The organism is Bradyrhizobium sp. NC92, assembly GCF_025200865.1.
GTDB lineage: Bacteria > Pseudomonadota > Alphaproteobacteria > Rhizobiales > Xanthobacteraceae > Bradyrhizobium.
On record NZ_CP104171.1, the window covers coordinates 563,853 to 580,214 of the forward strand.

Genomic DNA, 16,362 nt, shown 5'->3' on the forward strand with positions numbered 1-16,362 from the left:
AGTCGGGAAGCGGGCTGCTTCCCGGCTGCGCCTGGTTTTCCGCGAATGGAATGGGGTGGGGGAATGTCGGTGAAGTCCAAGTCGAGCCAATCGAAGTCGAGCCAATCGAAGCTGCCAACGCTGCGTTTTCGCGCAAAAATCATCCTCGGCTTCGTGGCGGTGCTCGCCATCCTCGCCGGCAGCATGGCGTTCGCCTATTTCGGCTTCGAGCGGATCGCAGGCGCCGTGGCATCCTACCGCACCAGCGTAGCGGAAGCCGACCAGGCGCGGACGGTCGATCGCGAGCTGATCGCCTATCAGGGGCTGACCCGAGCTTATACCCTGACCGGCGCCGTGGATGACGAGACTGCAGCCAAGGCTGCCGAGGGGAATCTGAAGAACGCGATCGCCAAGTCGATGGCTGCGACGACCGGCGCGGCCCGCCGTGAGCAGGTCGGCAAGCTCGAGGCCGAATTCCAGAGCTTTACGAAAGTCTTCAGCGAGATCATCGCGCTGACGCGCGAGAACGGCAAGATCGCGGCCGACGAGCTCAACAGTGTCGGCAACAAGATCCGATTCAAATTCGACGATCTCGCCGACACCGCGGCGCTGGCGGGCCTCGCCTCGGTGCAGACCACGGCCAAGGACATCACCTCGCAATATCTGGCGGTCTCCACCTCGGTCAGCGCCTTCGTGGCCAAGCCGGAGCCGAAGACCGCTGACGGCGTGATCGCCCGCATCAAGTTCCTCGAGACATTGCTGGTCTCCGTCTACGCGAACGACCAGAAGATCACGGATCGCGTCAAGGAGATCGGCGATCTCCTGAAGCAATACCGCGCCTCGTTCGCAAAGCTGACCGAGAACGTGAAGGTCGTCGTCAAGCTGAACGGCGAGATGACCAAGACCGCGGCAACCATCCTCAAGCTCTCGGCCGAGCTGCGTTCGGATCTGACCGCCGACCAGCAACGCATCGAGGCGAGCGCCAATGCGACGATCGGGGAGACCGAGCAGCTGATGCTGATGATGGCGCTCGGCGGGCTGGCTGTCGGCATCGTGCTGGCCTTGTGGCTCGGCAACGGCATCTCGCGGCCGATGATCGCGATGTGCAAGGCGATGCGCGAGCTCGCCTCGGGCAATTTCGACGTCGTGCTGCCCGGCTTGGGCCGCAAGGACGAGATCGGCGAGATGGCCGGCGCCGTCGAGGAATTCAAGATCCAGGCCGTTGCCAAGGCCGAACGCGACGCCGCCGCGAGCGAAGTGCAGAACCGCGAGCAGGCCGCCGGCCGCCGCGCCGAGCTGATCCGCTTTGCCGACGATTTCGAGAGCGCGGTCGGCGCCATCGTCTCCAACGTCTCGGCCTCGGCCGTGCAGCTGGAATCGGCGGCCTCCACGCTGACCCGCACCGCCGAGACCACCCAGAGCCTGTCGAGCCAGGTCGCCGGCGTCTCCGAGCAGGCCTCCTCCAACATGCAGTCGGTCGCGACCGCAACCGAAGAGCTGTCGGCCTCGGTCGAGGAGATCGGCCGCCAGGTGCGCGATTCCAGCCGCATCGCAGAGGCTGCCGTCATGCAGGCCAAGGAGACCGACGGCCGCATCGGCAAGCTGTCGCATGCCGCCCAGCAGATCGGCGAGGTGGTCAAGCTGATCACCGCGATCGCCGAGCAGACCAATTTGCTCGCGCTCAACGCCACCATCGAGGCGGCCCGCGCCGGTGAAGCCGGCCGCGGCTTCGCGGTCGTGGCGAGCGAGGTGAAGTCGCTGGCGAGTCAGACCGCGAAGGCAACCGACGAGATCTCCTCGCACATCGCAGGGATGCAGGGCGCGACCGCCGAATCGGTCGCCGCGATCAAGGAGATCGGCGCGACGATCGGCCAGATCTCGTCGATCTCGACCTCGATCGCGAGCGCGGTGGAGCAGCAGGGCGCCGCCACCCAGGAGATCGCCCGCAGCGTCCAGACCGTCGCCCAGGGCACCCAGACCGCGGCCACCGACATCGGCCAGGTCAACCGCGGCGCCGCCGAGACCGGCTCGGCCTCGGAAGAGGTGCTGAACTCGGCCAAGACGCTGTCGAGCGAAAGCACCCGTCTCCGCGCCGAGCTCGACCGCTTCATGGGCAATATCCGGGCGGCGTAGAGACCGCGGAAAGAGCGCGTTAGGGGGATTAGCGAAGCGTAATCCACCCTTTGATGTCACGGCCAGGAATGGAACGGTGGGTTACGGCTTCGCCTAATCTAACCCACCCTACAAATTTCACTCCCTTCCGAACGCCCGCTTCAGCTCGACCTTGGCCCGCTCCAGCCGCGTGCGCTGCGTCTTCGGCAGCGTCTTGCCGGCGCGGTTGATGTAGAAGGTCAGCATCGACAGCGCCGAGCGATAGGCGCCGGTCTTGCGTCGCGAGCTGTGCTCGGCCGAGCGCTTCAACGAAGCCGCGATCCTCTTCGCGCTCGTGAGCTTGAACACCCCTTGCTTGAGGTCGAGCGCATCGCTCCTCTCTGTCATGCGTTGCGACCAGCGCCTTGTGACGCGTTTCGTGCTCTTGGGCGCGGCCGCGCTACGCCGGGTGCTTGCCTTGCGGGCCGTCTTGCGCGGGCCGCTGTTTCGAGAATGTGTCGTCTTTCTGACCTGAGCCATGCGCCAACTCCTTGCGGCTCCAGCGGAAACGAGCGGTGCCCCCGGGCGTTCCGCGGGAACCCGGCCTCATCGCAAACGTTGTCGCAGGTGGCAGGCAGATTGCCGCACCCCGATGATCGGATCGACCCCGTCCACGTCGTGTGAAACGGGGTCGCTTCCATTGATCAGACGCAGCAACCCGATGGAATTGCAGCAAAGCCCAGCGCTGAACTATGCACCCGTCGTCCCGGCGGCCGCGACCGACCGCATCGTCGAGACCAGCATTCCCGCGCGGCTCGATGCGCTGCCGTGGAGCGGATTTCACACCCGCGTCGTGCTCGCGCTGGGCATCACCTGGATTCTCGACGGTCTCGAGGTGACGCTGGCGGGTGCGCTCTCCGGGGCGCTGAAGCAGAGCCCGTCGCTGCATTTCTCCAATCTCGATCTCGGCATCGCCAACTCCGCCTATCTCGCCGGCGCCGTGCTCGGTGCGCTCGGCTTCGGCTGGCTGACCGATCGTATCGGCCGCAAGAAGCTGTTCTTCATCACGCTCGCGCTCTATCTCTCGGCAACGGCCGCGACTGCGCTGTCGTGGGATGTCGCGAGCTACGCGCTGTTCCGCTTCCTGACCGGTGCCGGCATCGGCGGCGAGTACACCGCGATCAACTCGACGATCCAGGAGCTGGTGCCCGCGCGCTATCGCGGCTGGACCGATCTCGTGATCAACGGCAGCTTCTGGATCGGGGCTGCGATGGGCGCGGTCGCCGCCATCGTGCTGCTCGATCCCGCTGTTATCGGCCCCGATCTCGGCTGGCGCCTCGCTTATCTGATCGGCGCAATCCTCGGCCTCGTCGTGCTCCTGATGCGGATGTGGATTCCGGAGAGCCCGCGCTGGCTGATGATCCACGGCCGTCCCGACGAGGCCCACGCCATCGTCGACGAGATCGAACGCTCGGTGACCGGGCACGGCCAGGACACGGGCGAGGGTCGCTTCCCGAAGATCCGCCTGAGAATGCGCGATCACACGCCGATCGCCGAGGTCGTCCACACCTTGTTCTCCGTCTACCGCCAGCGCGCCCTGGTCGGCCTCGCGCTGATGAGCGCGCAGGCGTTCTTCTACAACGCCATCTTCTTCACCTTCGCGCTGGTGCTGACCGATTTCTACGGCATCAGCGCCGATCACGTCGGCTGGTACTTGCTGCCCTTCGCGGCCGGCAATTTCCTCGGGCCGCTGCTGCTCGGCCGCCTGTTCGATACGCTCGGCCGCCGCACCATGATCATGTTCACCTATGGCGCATCGGGCGTGCTGCTGGCGCTGTCGGGCTATCTGTTCTCGATCGGCGTGCTGAGCGCGCAGGGGCAGACCATCGCCTGGATGGTGATCTTCTTCTTCGCATCGCCCGCCGCGAGCGCGGCCTATCTCACCGTCAGCGAGACGTTTCCGCTGGAGGTTCGCGCGCTGGCGATCGCAGTGTTCTATGCGGTCGGCACCGGCATCGGCGGCGTCATCGGGCCGGCGCTGTTCGGCGCACTGATCGACACGGGATCGCGCACCAGCGTCTTCGCCGGCTATCTGCTGGGGGCAGTCCTGATGATCGCGGCCGCGATCGTGGCGTGGCGCTATGCCGTCGCCGCCGAGCGCAAATCGCTCGAACACATCGCGCGGCCGCTCGCCTTTATGGAGTAGACTGATGAAATCGGAACTTGCGGAAATGGCGTTGGACCAGAAGCTCACCACACCTGATGACGACGAGACGCCGGAAACGGTGCCAGTGCCGCATGCGTTGGTGCCGCATCTCGATGAGATCGCCATTCTGCTCGACATCGACGGTACGCTGCTCGAGCTGATGCCGACGCCGCGCGAGGTGTGGGTGCCACCGGGCCTGTCGGAAACACTGAAGCATCTGACCGAGCGCACCTCCGGGGCGCTGGCGCTGGTCAGCGGCCGCTCGCTCAACGACATCGACCTGATCTTCGCGCCCGATGTATTCCGCGCCGTCGCTGGCCACGGCGCGGAGATGCGGCTGGCGGTGGACAGTGAAGCGGATGCCCTGCACGCGCCGCCGCTCGACAAGGAGCTGAAGCGGCGGCTGGCCGCCATTGCCAAGCTCAGCCCCGGAATCCTGCTCGAGGACAAGGGCTATTCGCTCGCGCTGCATTACCGCCTGGCGCCGCATGCGGAGAAGGCGATCTACGAATCCGTCTCGCTGATCCGGGCCGATCTGCCGAGTGCACCGATCGAGGTGCTGCCCGGCAAGTTCGTCTGCGAGATCAAGCATTCCGGATTCACCAAGGCGAGCGGCGTGCGCGAGTTGATGAAGCACGCGCCGTTCAAAGGACGTCGTCCGCTGTTCATCGGTGATGACGTCACGGACGAGACCGTGTTCGCGATCATGCCCGACATGGACGGGCTTGCGTTCTCGGTCGGCCGCCGCGCCATGGGTGTGAATGGCCACTTCGATGCGCCGGCGGATGTGCGTGCGTTCCTGGCGCACCTGCTCGATCCCAGGTGAAACCAAGGCAGCGCCATCTCGCAGACATAAAGGCATTCATGGCGGCGCCATTGCGCGCCGCGATGCATGCTGCGCAACCGGGCCGGAAACGCTGTCTTTGCAGCGATATTCCCAGGTTCCGTGAGGAAAACCAGTTCCAACGCGCACGCCCGATTTTGGTTTCAATTGGTTGAAACGATGATCAGGAACCATATTGATGAACGGCAGTTAAATGGGGCGGAATGAACAGGAGGGGACGACCTGTGAACTTGATCGTCGTTTCAAATCGCGTCGCCCGCGGCAAACCCAATGAGCCCATGACGGGCGGCCTTGCGGCGGCATTGCTTCCCGTGGTGGAACATTCTGGTGCGATCTGGGTCGGTTCCTCCGGCCGGGTCCGTGATGGCCATCAGAAGGAACCGTTCGCCGAGATCGAGGCGCTCGGGACAGGTGCGATCGCAACGCTGGATCTGCCGGCGGCGCATTACGGCGGTTATTACGAAGGCTTCGCCAATTCGGCGCTGTGGCCGGCGTTGCATTCGCGCAGCGATCTCATTCGCGTCTCGCGCGAGGATTATGTCAGCTATCGCGAGGTCAACGCCTTCATGGCGCGCGCCTTGATGCGGTTCCGCAAGGTCCGGACTGCGTTCTGGGTGCAGGACTATCATTTCCTCGCGCTCGGCGCCGAGCTGCGCGAGCTCGGCGTCGACGATCCCATCGGCTTCTTCCTGCATACGCCATGGCCCGTCGCCGCAGTGATGCAGGGCGTGCCCAACCATCGCGAGCTGATCACGGCGATGCTGGCGTACGATCTACTCGGTTTCCAGACCGAGGAAGATCGGCAGAACTTCCTCTCTTATGTCGGCGGCGAGCTCGGCCTCACCATCGAGGACGGTGTCGTGATCTCGCAGCACGGTCGCACGCGCTGCGAAGTCTTCCCGATCGGCATCGATGCGGAGAAGTTCGCGGCCTATGCCACGAAGTCGGCTGCGCATCCGGACGTGTCGCGGCTGCGCCGCAGCCTCAACGGCGAGCGCCTCGCGATCGGTGTCGACCGGCTCGATTATTCCAAGGGTCTCGTCAACCGCATCAGCGCATTCGACCGGCTCTGGACCGAGCAGCCGCAGTTTGCGCGCAGCATCTCGCTGCTCCAGATCGCCAACCCTTCGCGCGGCGGCATCGAGGCCTATGGCAATCTCCAGAACGAGGTCGCGCGTCTCGTCTCCGACGTCAACGGCCGCCACGGCGAGGTCGACTGGACGCCGATCCGCTATCTGAACAAAGGCTTCAGCCAGGCCGTGCTCGCGGGTCTCTACCGCACCGCGCAGATCGGCGTGGTGACGCCGCTGCACGACGGCATGAACCTCGTCGCCAAGGAATATGTCGCCGCGCAAAACCCAGCCGATCCCGGCGTGCTGGTGCTGTCGAAGTTCGCTGGCGCCGCTAACGAGCTCGACGCCGCGCTGCTGGTCAATCCGCACGACATCGACGGCATGGCCCGCGCGATCGCGATCGCCGCATCCATGCCGCTCACCGAGCGCAAGATGCGCTGGGACGCGATGATGAAGAAGCTGCGCGGCCACACCATCCAGCAATGGTCCGCCGATTTCGTCGCCGAGCTCGAGAAGTGCCGCACCGAGAAGGCGGCCGTGGCCCCGCTCGCAGCCCAGCCGCCGCAGGCGCTGCGCTGGCTGAAGTCGGCGATCTCAGGCGTGCGGTTGATCTAGACTAGCTCGTCTCCCTCTCCCCACAAGCGGGGAGAGGTGAAACCTCAATAGCAATACGACACGCCATCCAGGATCGCGCATTGCCGCTTGTTCGGCGCGTTCGGATCGTCCAGCGGCACCACGCCCTTGCCCTGGCCGACTAACACGCCGGGCCCGACATGCACGGAGCTCTTGTTGCCGATGATCACGCTCTGATGCGGCGTCGAGCTCGAGCGCGTGCCGTCCGGCCAGAGGATGGAATCGCCCGAAAGCACCCCGCGCCGGCCGTCGTCGCAGCTGACGTCGACGCCCTGCCGGGTGCAGACCTCAGCCAGGGCCGGCGTGGCAAGAGCGGAGCCGAGGACCGAAATCAGGCTCAAGGCGGCGATGGTCTTGGTGATGGTCATGGCGTCCCCGGTCGTGTTTGGCGGCTTGCCGTGAATCGTCGCGCCAGAGCCGCCCGTGGTTCAGCCGGCAGGCCCGTCCAGGCACGTATCGAGCCTCATATTGTGCTGTAAATACAATAAGTTGCGGAAAATCACCTGATTTATCCCCCGATCCCTTGCAAAATCGTCGGCGCCCCTTCAAGAGAGGGCGCTCCGGAGAGATGGCCGAGTGGCTTAAGGCGCACGCTTGGAAAGCGTGTGTGCGGGAAACCGTACCGTGGGTTCGAATCCCACTCTCTCCGCCACTCCACCAATATCATTTCGTACTTCGAGCTGCCGACAGGCCCGAAACTCGGCCGTTTTCCTACATTTCCGCGGGCGGAGAACTCCGAAAGGTCATTCAACAAGGGCCTCAATGAAGCCGGAGAACCGAATTTTCTCTGAATCTTTGAACCGCCAAAATCGGTCTAGTACGGCATTTCTTAGAAAATCAAAGGCTTGGCTGCGCGATTTTGGATCCCTCTCGCTCAACCAACATAAACAACCGGAATCCGCAGTTCTATACGTTCCGCCGAGGCACCCAGTTCTAGTTCGATAGTTTACAACCTACGCCTCGCAAGCCCTGAATTCGGAAGGGCGCGTGCAACTTGTCTCCAAGCTCCCGCACTCCTAATCTCTCGGGGGAAATGGCGGCAAGTCTTTAGCCAACTCCGACAAAATTCCGGTTTTTGCGGGAGACTATTGGCAGAGACCAGTCCGATCACTGCAGCGGCCCGGATGACGCACTAGCGAGATCCCCACCACCCTCATCGTCGCCCTCGCGCTTTTCTGTCCCTTTCGGACCTGTGGAAGGTATTGCTACCTGCGGCTTGAAGCCCCTGAGCAACGGCACCCCATCGCTCACAACTCGACAGGCTCTCAACTCTGAAGGCGTTGGTTCAAATCCAACCACCGCCACCAATTCCCTTGTCGCGACCGAAATGTCGCCTAAATTGAGCCCAGCGCCGCGCCGCATCGCTCGCGCGGCCCAAAAAAACTTCTCGAAAATCGACCTCGGGCGGAGCGCCTTGACCGACAAACTCGAACAGAAACCAGCTTCTACCGAGTTGACCGGCGGCGCGGGCTTCACGTATGAAGACACCGTCGTCGCCTATTATCTCACGCATCTCCTGCGGCATGAGCGCGCCGCTGGCCAATCCGGCATTGTTACCAGCGTTGCCGTCCAACAGCGCGGCCAAGGTAATCCAATGGATGACCTTGTCGTTACGTTCGACGATGCCAGCAAGGCCCGAACCCTCGGGCTTCAAATCAAACGCTCCCTCACGATTAGCGGTGCCCCATCCAATAAGGATTTCCGCGCCATCGTCGAGGCCGCGGCCAAGACGCAAGCCCTGTCGTCGTTCACCAAAGGCACTGATCTTTGCGGCTTCATTGTCGAGTTCGTTACGCCGGATGCCATGCGAACCCTCAAGCGCGTCATTGATTGGGCCAAGGACAGCCCGACCTGCTCCGAATTTGCCGCCCGGTTCACGGCGTCAGGCTCTGCAGCGGCCGCCGAAACGGCATTGCGGAATGACCTTCGGCCAGTACTAGGCGCAACGAACGACGATGAGGAATTAGCGTTCTATCAGAGCTTCACTGCGATGCAGCTCGGCGGCTTGGAAGAAGGCGGCGCATTGCGCATCGATATCGTCAATCGCCTGGAGGAACTCGTCGTCGAGAACAAAGACGGCGTCGACCTCTTGCTTTTTGACCGCTTGTGCCGCATCGCGCGCGACGGCGCTGCGACGGGAAAACGGTGGAACCGCGCTGTGTTGCTCGAACAGCTTCGCAGCGCGGTTAAACTCAAGGTCGTGCCCTTCTTCGCGGACGACGTGAAGCGCCTTCACGGCTATTCGCTGGACTCGCTGAAAGTTGTCCAGGACGATGTGGATGGCTTTCGTGTGGAGCGCGATAGCCCGCAAATCGACATCGCCGAAAAACTGGAAAAGCATCGCGTCGTCTCTATCGGTGGCCTACCAGGCTGCGGCAAGTCCGCCGCCCTGAAGCGTTTTGCGCAAAATGCCGCGAGCGTGGGTCCAGTGCTCTTTGTTAAGAACGATCGGATTGATGCTAGCAACTGGCACGCGTTCGCAACCGGACTTGGAGTGTCGAACACGGACGCCGTCTCGCTGTTGCAGGAGATCGGATCGACCGGAACGCCGGTCCTCTTCATCGACGGTATCGATCGTGTCCGACCAGATCACCAAGGGGTCATCACCGATCTCGTCAACAAGATCTCAAGCGAGCCAAGTCTTAGCCAGTGGAAGGTGTTGGTAAGCTCGCGCGACCAAGGCCTGGAGGCGTTTCGCGCGTGGTTCCCGACGGCGCTGTACGCAAAGACCGGCATCGGGGATGTAATGGTAGGGCCGTTCACGGACGAGGAAGCCAAACAGCTCGCAGAATCTAAGCCGCAGCTCAAAGACCTCTTGTTCGGCAACGATAATGTGCAAAGCGTCGCGCGGCGTCCGTTTTTCGCGGCCGTGTTGGCCCATTCCATTCCAGAAGGAACAGTGCCGCAGACCGAGGTTGATCTCATTGATGCATGGTGGAAGCGCGCGGGCCATGACGCCTTGGCGGACACTATCCCTCAACGGCAGCGCGCCCTGATCGATATTGCAGAGCATGGCGTTGGAAGGCTCGGGAAGAGCATTCGGGCAAGAGACCTCAAGGACGCCACACACGCGCACATTGCGGCCCTGAAGAGCGATCACATTGTCCGCGACGAGCGCGGCGGTTCTTTGCTTGCTTTCGCGCATGATATCTTCTTCGAATGGGCGTTCCTTCGTTTACTGATCGATATGGGCGACGATTGGTTGAGGGCGATTGAAGACGCGGGCGAGCCACCTTTGCTCGGGCGCGTCGTCAGCTTGATGGCCCAAAAAGCGCTGACCGAAAAAGGCATGTGGACGCAAGGCTACCGTTTGCTGGAGAAAAAGAACCTGCGGCGTCAGTGGCGGCGCGAATGGCTCACGGCAATACCGTTCACTCCGGCGTTCGACAGCGCGAAGGAAGAGTTTTTGGAGCTTTTGAAAGCCGACGATTACGCGTTGCTCGAAAAAGTTCTGGTCTGGTTTCAGGCGCAGCACACCATTCCGAGCCCGATCTTTCTCGGTCAGATTCGCTCCCCGGTCGAGGGCGTCGACAATATCGCTGTTGCTGACATGCTGGGCTGGCCTTCAGATTTCAAAGCATGGGGCCGCTTGATTGATTGGATCGTTGTGGAGGCGGCGGCCTTTCCGGTCCGGCTGATTCCGAAAATCATTGAAGTCTTCGGCGTCTGGCAAAACGTTTTTTCCAACATCAGGAACGCGCGCTCGAAGGCCATTCTCACATTGGCGAATGACTGGCTCACCCGGTTGGAACAAGGAAGGCTGCGCGACTCAGAAGACAGCGGTAGCGTTTACAGAGCCAGCCGCAACGAAGGCTCACAAGTTGGTACGGCCCTGCGTTCAATCCTGTTGCGCTCCGCCGCAAGCTATCCTGAGTTTGCGAAAGGGATCTTCAACCGCGCCATCGCCGATAAGGACCGTCGCCGGAATGACTTCGACGATTTGATCGCGTTCTCGCCGATCATGTCGCAGGTCGATCCCGATCTGCTGGCTGATCTCGCTGAAGCCCAGCTCATGGAGGAATTGCCGCTCGACGAATACAGGCGAAAGCGGCAAGAGCGCGAAAATTATTACAAACGCCTTGCTGAAGTTCGTGCCGTGCCGGAAGCGGAACGCACGCAAAGCCAGCAGCGCATGCTAGATCATATCCACTTCCCCATGGGGGAAGACCGGTATGATGTAGACGACATCGGTATCGAACGTCACAACAACTTCTTTCACCCGCCATCCGCACTCCACGAACCATTCAAAAGCCTCTTTGAACACAAGCCCGACGTGGCGCTGCGGCTTATCCGCAATCTTTCCAATCACGCAACCGAAGGCTGGAAACAGGTTCGCGAAATCCGGCGGCGCGAGTTGGGGACGCCGCTTCCCGTCACCATCACGTTCCCTTGGGGCAAACAGGAATTTTGGGGCGATTGGCGCTTGTATAGTTGGGGCCAAGGCCAGCTAGCGCCCATGGCATTGGAATGCGCGTTTCTCGCGCTGACCTATTGGGCATTCAAGCAGGCCGAAGGCGGCAGGCCAGTCAGCGACGTCATTAAGGACATTGTTGAGGGCAATAAGTGTCTCGGTGTTCTCGGAATCGCTCTCGATCTCGCGCTTGAATCATGGGAAACCACTGAAACGACCATGGCGTTGGCAACTTGTCAGCGCATCTGGGCCTACGACCGCGCGCGACACGCGCAGGAATCGTCGAAGAATATCGATATACTCGGCTATGGTTTTCTGTCGCGCTTGCACGGCGAAAAGGCTGCGGCGAAAACCTATTTGGACGCCCGCGAATACCGCAACCGCAACATCATCCAGTTCGCGATGTTCTTTGCGTTGAACAAGGATGCGGCTCTCCGCGATAAATTCAAGGATGCACTCGCCGAATTCCCCAACGAACTCCCGTACGAGACCGAAGAGGATAAGGCTGATCAAAGCTGCACGGATCACCTGAAGGAGGAGGCCGAAGGCTGGGCAGGCCTCGGTGACCGCGCCAACTACAAACAGAGCGCCTACGACGAGGATCGCGTTGCGATCATGTACGACCGTCCAAAACCGCTCACGCCCGTGCAGGAAAAGAGACTCGAGAGAAGTACGAAAGCGCTCCAGGGGTTGAGAATTGTCGGCTGGGCCAACGAATCTATCTCAAAGAGCACGCTCCAAGAGGGGATAACCCTTGACGCCGCTGTTGCTCACGTCAAGAGCATCGATACAAATGCTTCTTTCGATGGCAAGGACGACATGGCATCGTCGCTCCCATCCGTTGCGTCGAGTGTTGCCGCATGCGTCATCCGGTTCAGTGCCGCCGATAGCCCGGAGCGAGGTTGGGCATGGGAAATTCTGGCCCGAACCGAAGCCATGACCGACAACCCTGAAACTTACGGCGGTTCGATTGTTCCTTGGCATCCCAAGCGGCGGCTTGTGATCGCCCTGTTTCACGACCGGCGCAGCGACGCGCCCCGTGCGGATAGCGTCGAGCGGCTCGCAAAGCTCACACTTCACCCGCTGAACGTCGTCAGCGAGCTCGCATTCGAAGCGCTGTTTAACGACAAGGACGAGCTTGTTCGCTGGATAGCCTTTCAGCTCGCCATGCGCCTGTGTGTTGTTCACAGCGGTGAGTTCAAAAACGAGGGCTGGGATCATTCCGCAAACGAAAAAGAGCGCGCTGATGCCCTTGCAAGCGCGCTGGCCGCACTCAAGGAAAAAGCGCCGGGTCCGATGCCAAAACTCCCGCCCGCTTGGGCGAAGGGAGGAACGCACCGGGGCCGGGGCATGCCAGAAGATTACTGGCATATGCCCGATCCGAACTTTGACTCGCAGACAGCGGCAAAGTTGTTCGCAAAAATGCCTCTGGAAAGCTGGTTAGTTTCTGAGTCCTATCGCCCTCACATGGAGGCGATGCTTTTTGATCTCGTTGCGTGGACCAAGGAAAGCCTTGTCCCCTCATGGCGCGACAAATCGAAGAAAGATCGGAACGGTGACCGGCGTTCCGACTTGCACGAATGGAGCGCCGAATTCGGTGATGTGTTGGCGAGGACTGCGCCCCTCGTCACACTGGACGCCGCTCGCAATTCCCTTATCGGGCCATTCTTGACCGAAGAAGAAGAGGCGCTTTCGGTCTTGGCCAGCTTTGCAGACAAAACAGTACGCCGCCATGTCTTTGACGCCGCGGTTATCCCAGCTAATACGATTACGTTACTGGATGATTGTGTGACGCGGCTGATCAACGACCGGGTCTTCCAGCCGAACGGCTGGCGCGCGGGAGAGGTTCACGGCTATTCCATGCCGGAATTGATCAAGGCTCTCCTCTTTGTAAATGTCGAAGATGACTGCCCTGGTGCCGCGCGTTTTGCGAACGGCAACTGGTCGGAAATTGCGACCATTATGCCCATTATCAATCGGGTGGTTCGCAGTACCGGCTGGTCGCAGTTCGTCATGGGCCGGTATATCGAGCTCCATAAGCGAGCCGGAAAAGCATTCCCTATTTCAGCTTTTGGCAGCCAGCTGAACGCCGCGCTCGGGGACATCGACTACTCGGAGGAGGGATGGTCCGGGACCGTTTTGGCGGCAAAACTGGCCGCCATCGTTCAACGTCAAGCCGATTGGAACTTCCCCTTGGGGGTTGATGATGCTCAATCGCTCCTCAAAATTCTCGACGCTCTCATTGATCTTGGGGATCGTCGCAGCGCGGCCTTAGAGCAAACGGAAGCTTTCAAGGGGGTTCAACTGTCTGGCCACAAAGGCGCATGATCGTACATGACTTTATCAATTCGCTTATTTCAGTGCCGAATTCCAAAAGGAAGCGGCTCATAGCCTTAAGGTCATCGACTTGGCAAAAGTGCCATAACATCAGAGGTGCGAAGTCCTGGTGGGCGTTCGAAAAATTCCATAACTTTCGATCAGCGAATCCGGAGTCGCCGAAACCACGTCCACATTGTGAGGGGTTTTAACGCGCTTCAGCTTTTCGGGACGGTGAGCTGATCAAACCCTGCTGCTCATCCCACTCCGCGGGGATGGACTTCAACAGCTGCGCTAGCTCAAGCCCGCCAGGCTGCAGGCCGTTCAGGATCGCTTCGGTGATGGCCGGCGAAAGCAAGGTCAGCCGAAGTACGCGGCAAAGATAGGACTCGTTGATCTTCTCAGCTTTGGCAAGCTCTCGCACTGAGCTGAACAGGTTGGATTCGAGCATATTGCGCCAGCGATGGGCCCGCACCACGGCTTTGATCAGGGTGTTGTCCACCTGCGGCTTCGGAGGCGCCCAAGCTTGGACATTTGCAGGCGTGACCACGCGCTTGCGCCCGCCCGATCGTCGGAATGAAATCGGGATGCTTACGACCATTGTCCGGCCGTCGCCGCTGAGCTTGGGGCGACTAATGGGGCCAAGGGTGAGGGTGGTCGGTCTGTTCATTCGGCGGCCTGCTGGAAGGGTTGCGACTGCAATTCCGAGGAAAGCGACGTTAGTCCTTGGATCTTCAAGGTGATATCCAATTGTTCAGCATGGATGTCTATGCGTTCGACCAGCAACTGAACAATGCGAGCTTGTTCTGCCGGGAATAGCTCATCCCAGAGTTCGTCGAAGTCGACTAGCGCGCTTCGCACCTCGCTTTCGCTGACCTCGATGGCTTGCTTACGCAGCGCACGCCAGGTCTGTACGATGACCTCAGGCATTTGCAGAAGTCGACGAACTTGATCGACGATGATGCGCTCGAGCTCCGCCGCTGGCACCAGCTTGACCGGACAATCTGATCGGCCCTGTTTCATGGCAGTCTGGCTGATGTAGTAGCTGTAAAGCCTGCCTGATTTTCGCGTGTGAGTCGGGGACATCGCCGCGCCGTCCGGGCCGAACAGCAGGCCTTTCAACAAAGCCGGCGTTTTTGCCCGACTGTTGTTGGCGCGCTTGCGGGGGCTTTCCTTCAAAATGCTGTGCGCTTGATCCCAGAGTTTCTGGTCGATGATCGCTTCGTGTTCGCCGGGGTAGCAGGTGCCCTTGTGAACGGCCTCGCCGAGATAAACACGGTTGCGGAGGATCCTGTACAGCAGGGTCTTGTCTAGGAGGTGACCGTACCGTGTGCGCTCGTTGGCAGCGATAAGTTCGCGGGCGAGCAGGGTTGCAGACTTCAACTGCACGAAGCGCCGGAAAATGGCCCTAACCCGCTCGGCATCGCCCTGGTGGACCAGCAATTTGCGATCCCGGACTTCGTAGCCGAGCGGCGTCCAGCCGCCCATCCATTTGCCGCGCTTGCGAGAGGCGGCCACCTTGTCGCGGATCCGCTCCCCGATCAGCTCGCGCTCGAACTGAGCGAATGTCACCAGGATGTTGAGCGCCATGCGGCCCATAGCATCCTTGGTATTGAAAGATTGGGTGACCGAGACAAACGTCACGCCATGGCGTTCGAACAGTTCGACAAGGTTGAGGAAGTCCAGCATCGACCGCGACAGCCGGTCGATCTTGTAGACGACAATGACATCGATCCTGCCGGCTTGGACGGCAGCCAGAAGGCGCTTCAGGGCCGGTCGCTCGAGGGTACCACCCGAGAATCCGCCATCATCGTAGCGGTCGGAAACCGCCGCCCAACCCTCCGCTCGCTGGCTCACGATGTAAGCCTCACAAGATTCTCTCTGAGCGTCGAGCGAGTTGAAGTCCATGTCGAGGCCTTCCTCGCTCGACTTCCGGGTATACACTGCGCAGCGAACCTTACGAGTTGCCGAACGAGGCAAGTCGGCATGTTCAAAGGCGCTTGCGAATGGGCTAGCTGGGCGCTTTTGCGGTCGGCGGGAGGTCATTTGCCAACCGAATTCTTGAGGCCAAAGAAGACCCAGCCGTTCCACTGGGTGCCGGTGATCTGGCGGGCGACTGAGGACAGAGACTTGTAGGGGCGGCCGAGATATTCGAAATCGTCATGACGAACGGTGACGCAGTGCTCCACGCCCTCCCATTCGCGGATCAGCTTCGTGCCGGCGACGGGGCGCAAAGGCGGTCGGGCCTTGCGGTCGGCCGGTTTTTGGTCGGCATACTGCTTGGCCATGGCTTTAAGCCGCTCGGTGGTTTCGCGGGACAGACCGCCGTAGGCCAATTCCTGAATGCGATAGGCCAGCCGGCTCGCCAAGAAGCGGCGGTTATAGGCAGGGGGCTCGGTATCGAAAAGCTCGCGCCAACGAGCCTTCAGAACGGGGGCGGAGGCGCCTTTCAGGGCCGCCAACTGCGATAAAGCGCTCTCTTTCACGGGCTAACTTCCTCGGCTTTGCGACCGACATCACCCCTAGACGGCCTGCCACAGTCGAGCAGAGATTTTGCTTCACCGCGTGATTTTTGACTGGACTTCCGCGCCAAAAGCCGCACGAGGGCTGCCGCGAGGAGGCTAGCGAGCTCTGGGAGTGTGTCCTCGTCTTGAGTAGTCATGCGCCGTTAATCAGCGCAGTCCTCTCAACGGTCCAACGGTTTCATATGAAACGGTAGGAGGACGCATGGCATCGCAATTGAGCGTGGACGATGAGGGATGTTTCTGTTGGAAAGTTTGTCCGCTGGATCTTCCACTCCGTCCTGGAA

At 61.0% G+C, this 16,362-nt stretch carries 10 protein-coding genes and 1 tRNA gene; 6 read left to right on the forward strand and 5 right to left on the reverse strand.

The window, feature by feature from the left end; all coding sequences use genetic code 11:
• Window positions 1-63: 63 nt before the first annotated feature.
• Complete coding sequence (locus tag N2602_RS02635; protein ID WP_260381665.1) at window positions 64-2,112, forward strand: methyl-accepting chemotaxis protein; 2,049 nt, start codon at window positions 64-66, stop codon at window positions 2,110-2,112.
• A gap of 117 nt (window positions 2,113-2,229) precedes the next feature.
• Here N2602_RS02635 and N2602_RS02640 read toward each other — a convergent pair whose 3' ends face one another.
• A complete protein-coding gene (locus N2602_RS02640) occupies window positions 2,230-2,610 on the reverse strand; it encodes a DUF3175 domain-containing protein (protein WP_260381666.1) in 381 nt (126 codons plus the stop codon).
• Window positions 2,611-2,791: 181 nt separating this feature from the next.
• Between N2602_RS02640 and N2602_RS02645 the strand changes: the two genes are divergently transcribed.
• The 3 genes from N2602_RS02645 (at window position 2,792) to N2602_RS02655 (ending at window position 6,808) form a co-directional block, all read left to right on the forward strand.
• Window positions 2,792-4,276 (forward strand): MFS transporter, encoded by a 1,485-nt coding sequence (locus tag N2602_RS02645; RefSeq protein ID WP_172788245.1) that lies wholly within the window; start codon window positions 2,792-2,794, stop codon window positions 4,274-4,276.
• Between the two features lie 4 nt (window positions 4,277-4,280).
• A complete protein-coding gene (gene otsB / locus N2602_RS02650) occupies window positions 4,281-5,102 on the forward strand; it encodes a trehalose-phosphatase (protein WP_172788246.1) in 822 nt (273 codons plus the stop codon).
• A gap of 242 nt (window positions 5,103-5,344) precedes the next feature.
• A complete protein-coding gene (locus tag N2602_RS02655; protein WP_260381667.1) occupies window positions 5,345-6,808 on the forward strand; it encodes a trehalose-6-phosphate synthase in 1,464 nt (487 codons plus the stop codon).
• A 44-nt stretch (window positions 6,809-6,852) separates the two neighbouring features.
• Here N2602_RS02655 and N2602_RS02660 read toward each other — a convergent pair whose 3' ends face one another.
• Window positions 6,853-7,194, reverse strand: coding sequence for a hypothetical protein (locus tag N2602_RS02660; protein WP_260381668.1), 342 nt, complete (start codon window positions 7,192-7,194; stop codon window positions 6,853-6,855).
• Between the two features lie 194 nt (window positions 7,195-7,388).
• Between N2602_RS02660 and N2602_RS02665 the strand changes: the two genes are divergently transcribed.
• Window positions 7,389-7,478: transfer RNA gene (locus N2602_RS02665), tRNA-Ser, on the forward strand.
• A gap of 762 nt (window positions 7,479-8,240) precedes the next feature.
• Window positions 8,241-13,565, forward strand: a complete 5,325-nt coding sequence (locus tag N2602_RS02670; RefSeq protein WP_260381669.1) for an NACHT domain-containing NTPase — start codon at window positions 8,241-8,243, stop codon at window positions 13,563-13,565.
• Window positions 13,566-13,761: 196 nt separating this feature from the next.
• On the opposite strand, the gene N2602_RS02675 is transcribed toward N2602_RS02670, so the two are convergent.
• From N2602_RS02675 to N2602_RS02685, 3 genes are all read right to left on the reverse strand, one after another.
• The gene (locus N2602_RS02675; RefSeq protein WP_260381670.1) at window positions 13,762-14,223 is read right to left on the reverse strand and encodes a hypothetical protein; all 462 of its coding nucleotides are present in this window, start codon (window positions 14,221-14,223) and stop codon (window positions 13,762-13,764) included.
• Window positions 14,220-15,461, reverse strand: a complete 1,242-nt coding sequence (locus N2602_RS02680) for a recombinase family protein (protein ID WP_260381671.1) — start codon at window positions 15,459-15,461, stop codon at window positions 14,220-14,222. The genes N2602_RS02675 and N2602_RS02680 overlap by 4 nt, the downstream gene beginning before the upstream one ends.
• Before the next feature lie 134 nt (window positions 15,462-15,595).
• Window positions 15,596-16,039, reverse strand: a complete 444-nt coding sequence (locus N2602_RS02685; RefSeq protein ID WP_260381672.1) for a DUF2924 domain-containing protein — start codon at window positions 16,037-16,039, stop codon at window positions 15,596-15,598.
• Window positions 16,040-16,362: the final 323 nt, after the last annotated feature.

Bases quoted from the DNA above. Each gene is read 5' to 3' on its own strand.
- N2602_RS02635 (WP_260381665.1), top strand. From the start codon at position 64: ATGTCGGTGAAGTCCAAGTCGAGCCAATCGAAGTCGAGCCAATCGAAG.
- N2602_RS02640 (WP_260381666.1), bottom strand. From the start codon at position 2,610: ATGGCTCAGGTCAGAAAGACGACACATTCTCGAAACAGCGGCCCGCGC.
- N2602_RS02645 (WP_172788245.1), top strand. From the start codon at position 2,792: ATGGAATTGCAGCAAAGCCCAGCGCTGAACTATGCACCCGTCGTCCCG.
- otsB (WP_172788246.1), top strand. From the start codon at position 4,281: ATGAAATCGGAACTTGCGGAAATGGCGTTGGACCAGAAGCTCACCACA.
- N2602_RS02660 (WP_260381668.1), bottom strand. From the start codon at position 7,194: ATGACCATCACCAAGACCATCGCCGCCTTGAGCCTGATTTCGGTCCTC.
- N2602_RS02675 (WP_260381670.1), bottom strand. From the start codon at position 14,223: ATGAACAGACCGACCACCCTCACCCTTGGCCCCATTAGTCGCCCCAAG.
- N2602_RS02680 (WP_260381671.1), bottom strand. From the start codon at position 15,461: ATGGACTTCAACTCGCTCGACGCTCAGAGAGAATCTTGTGAGGCTTAC.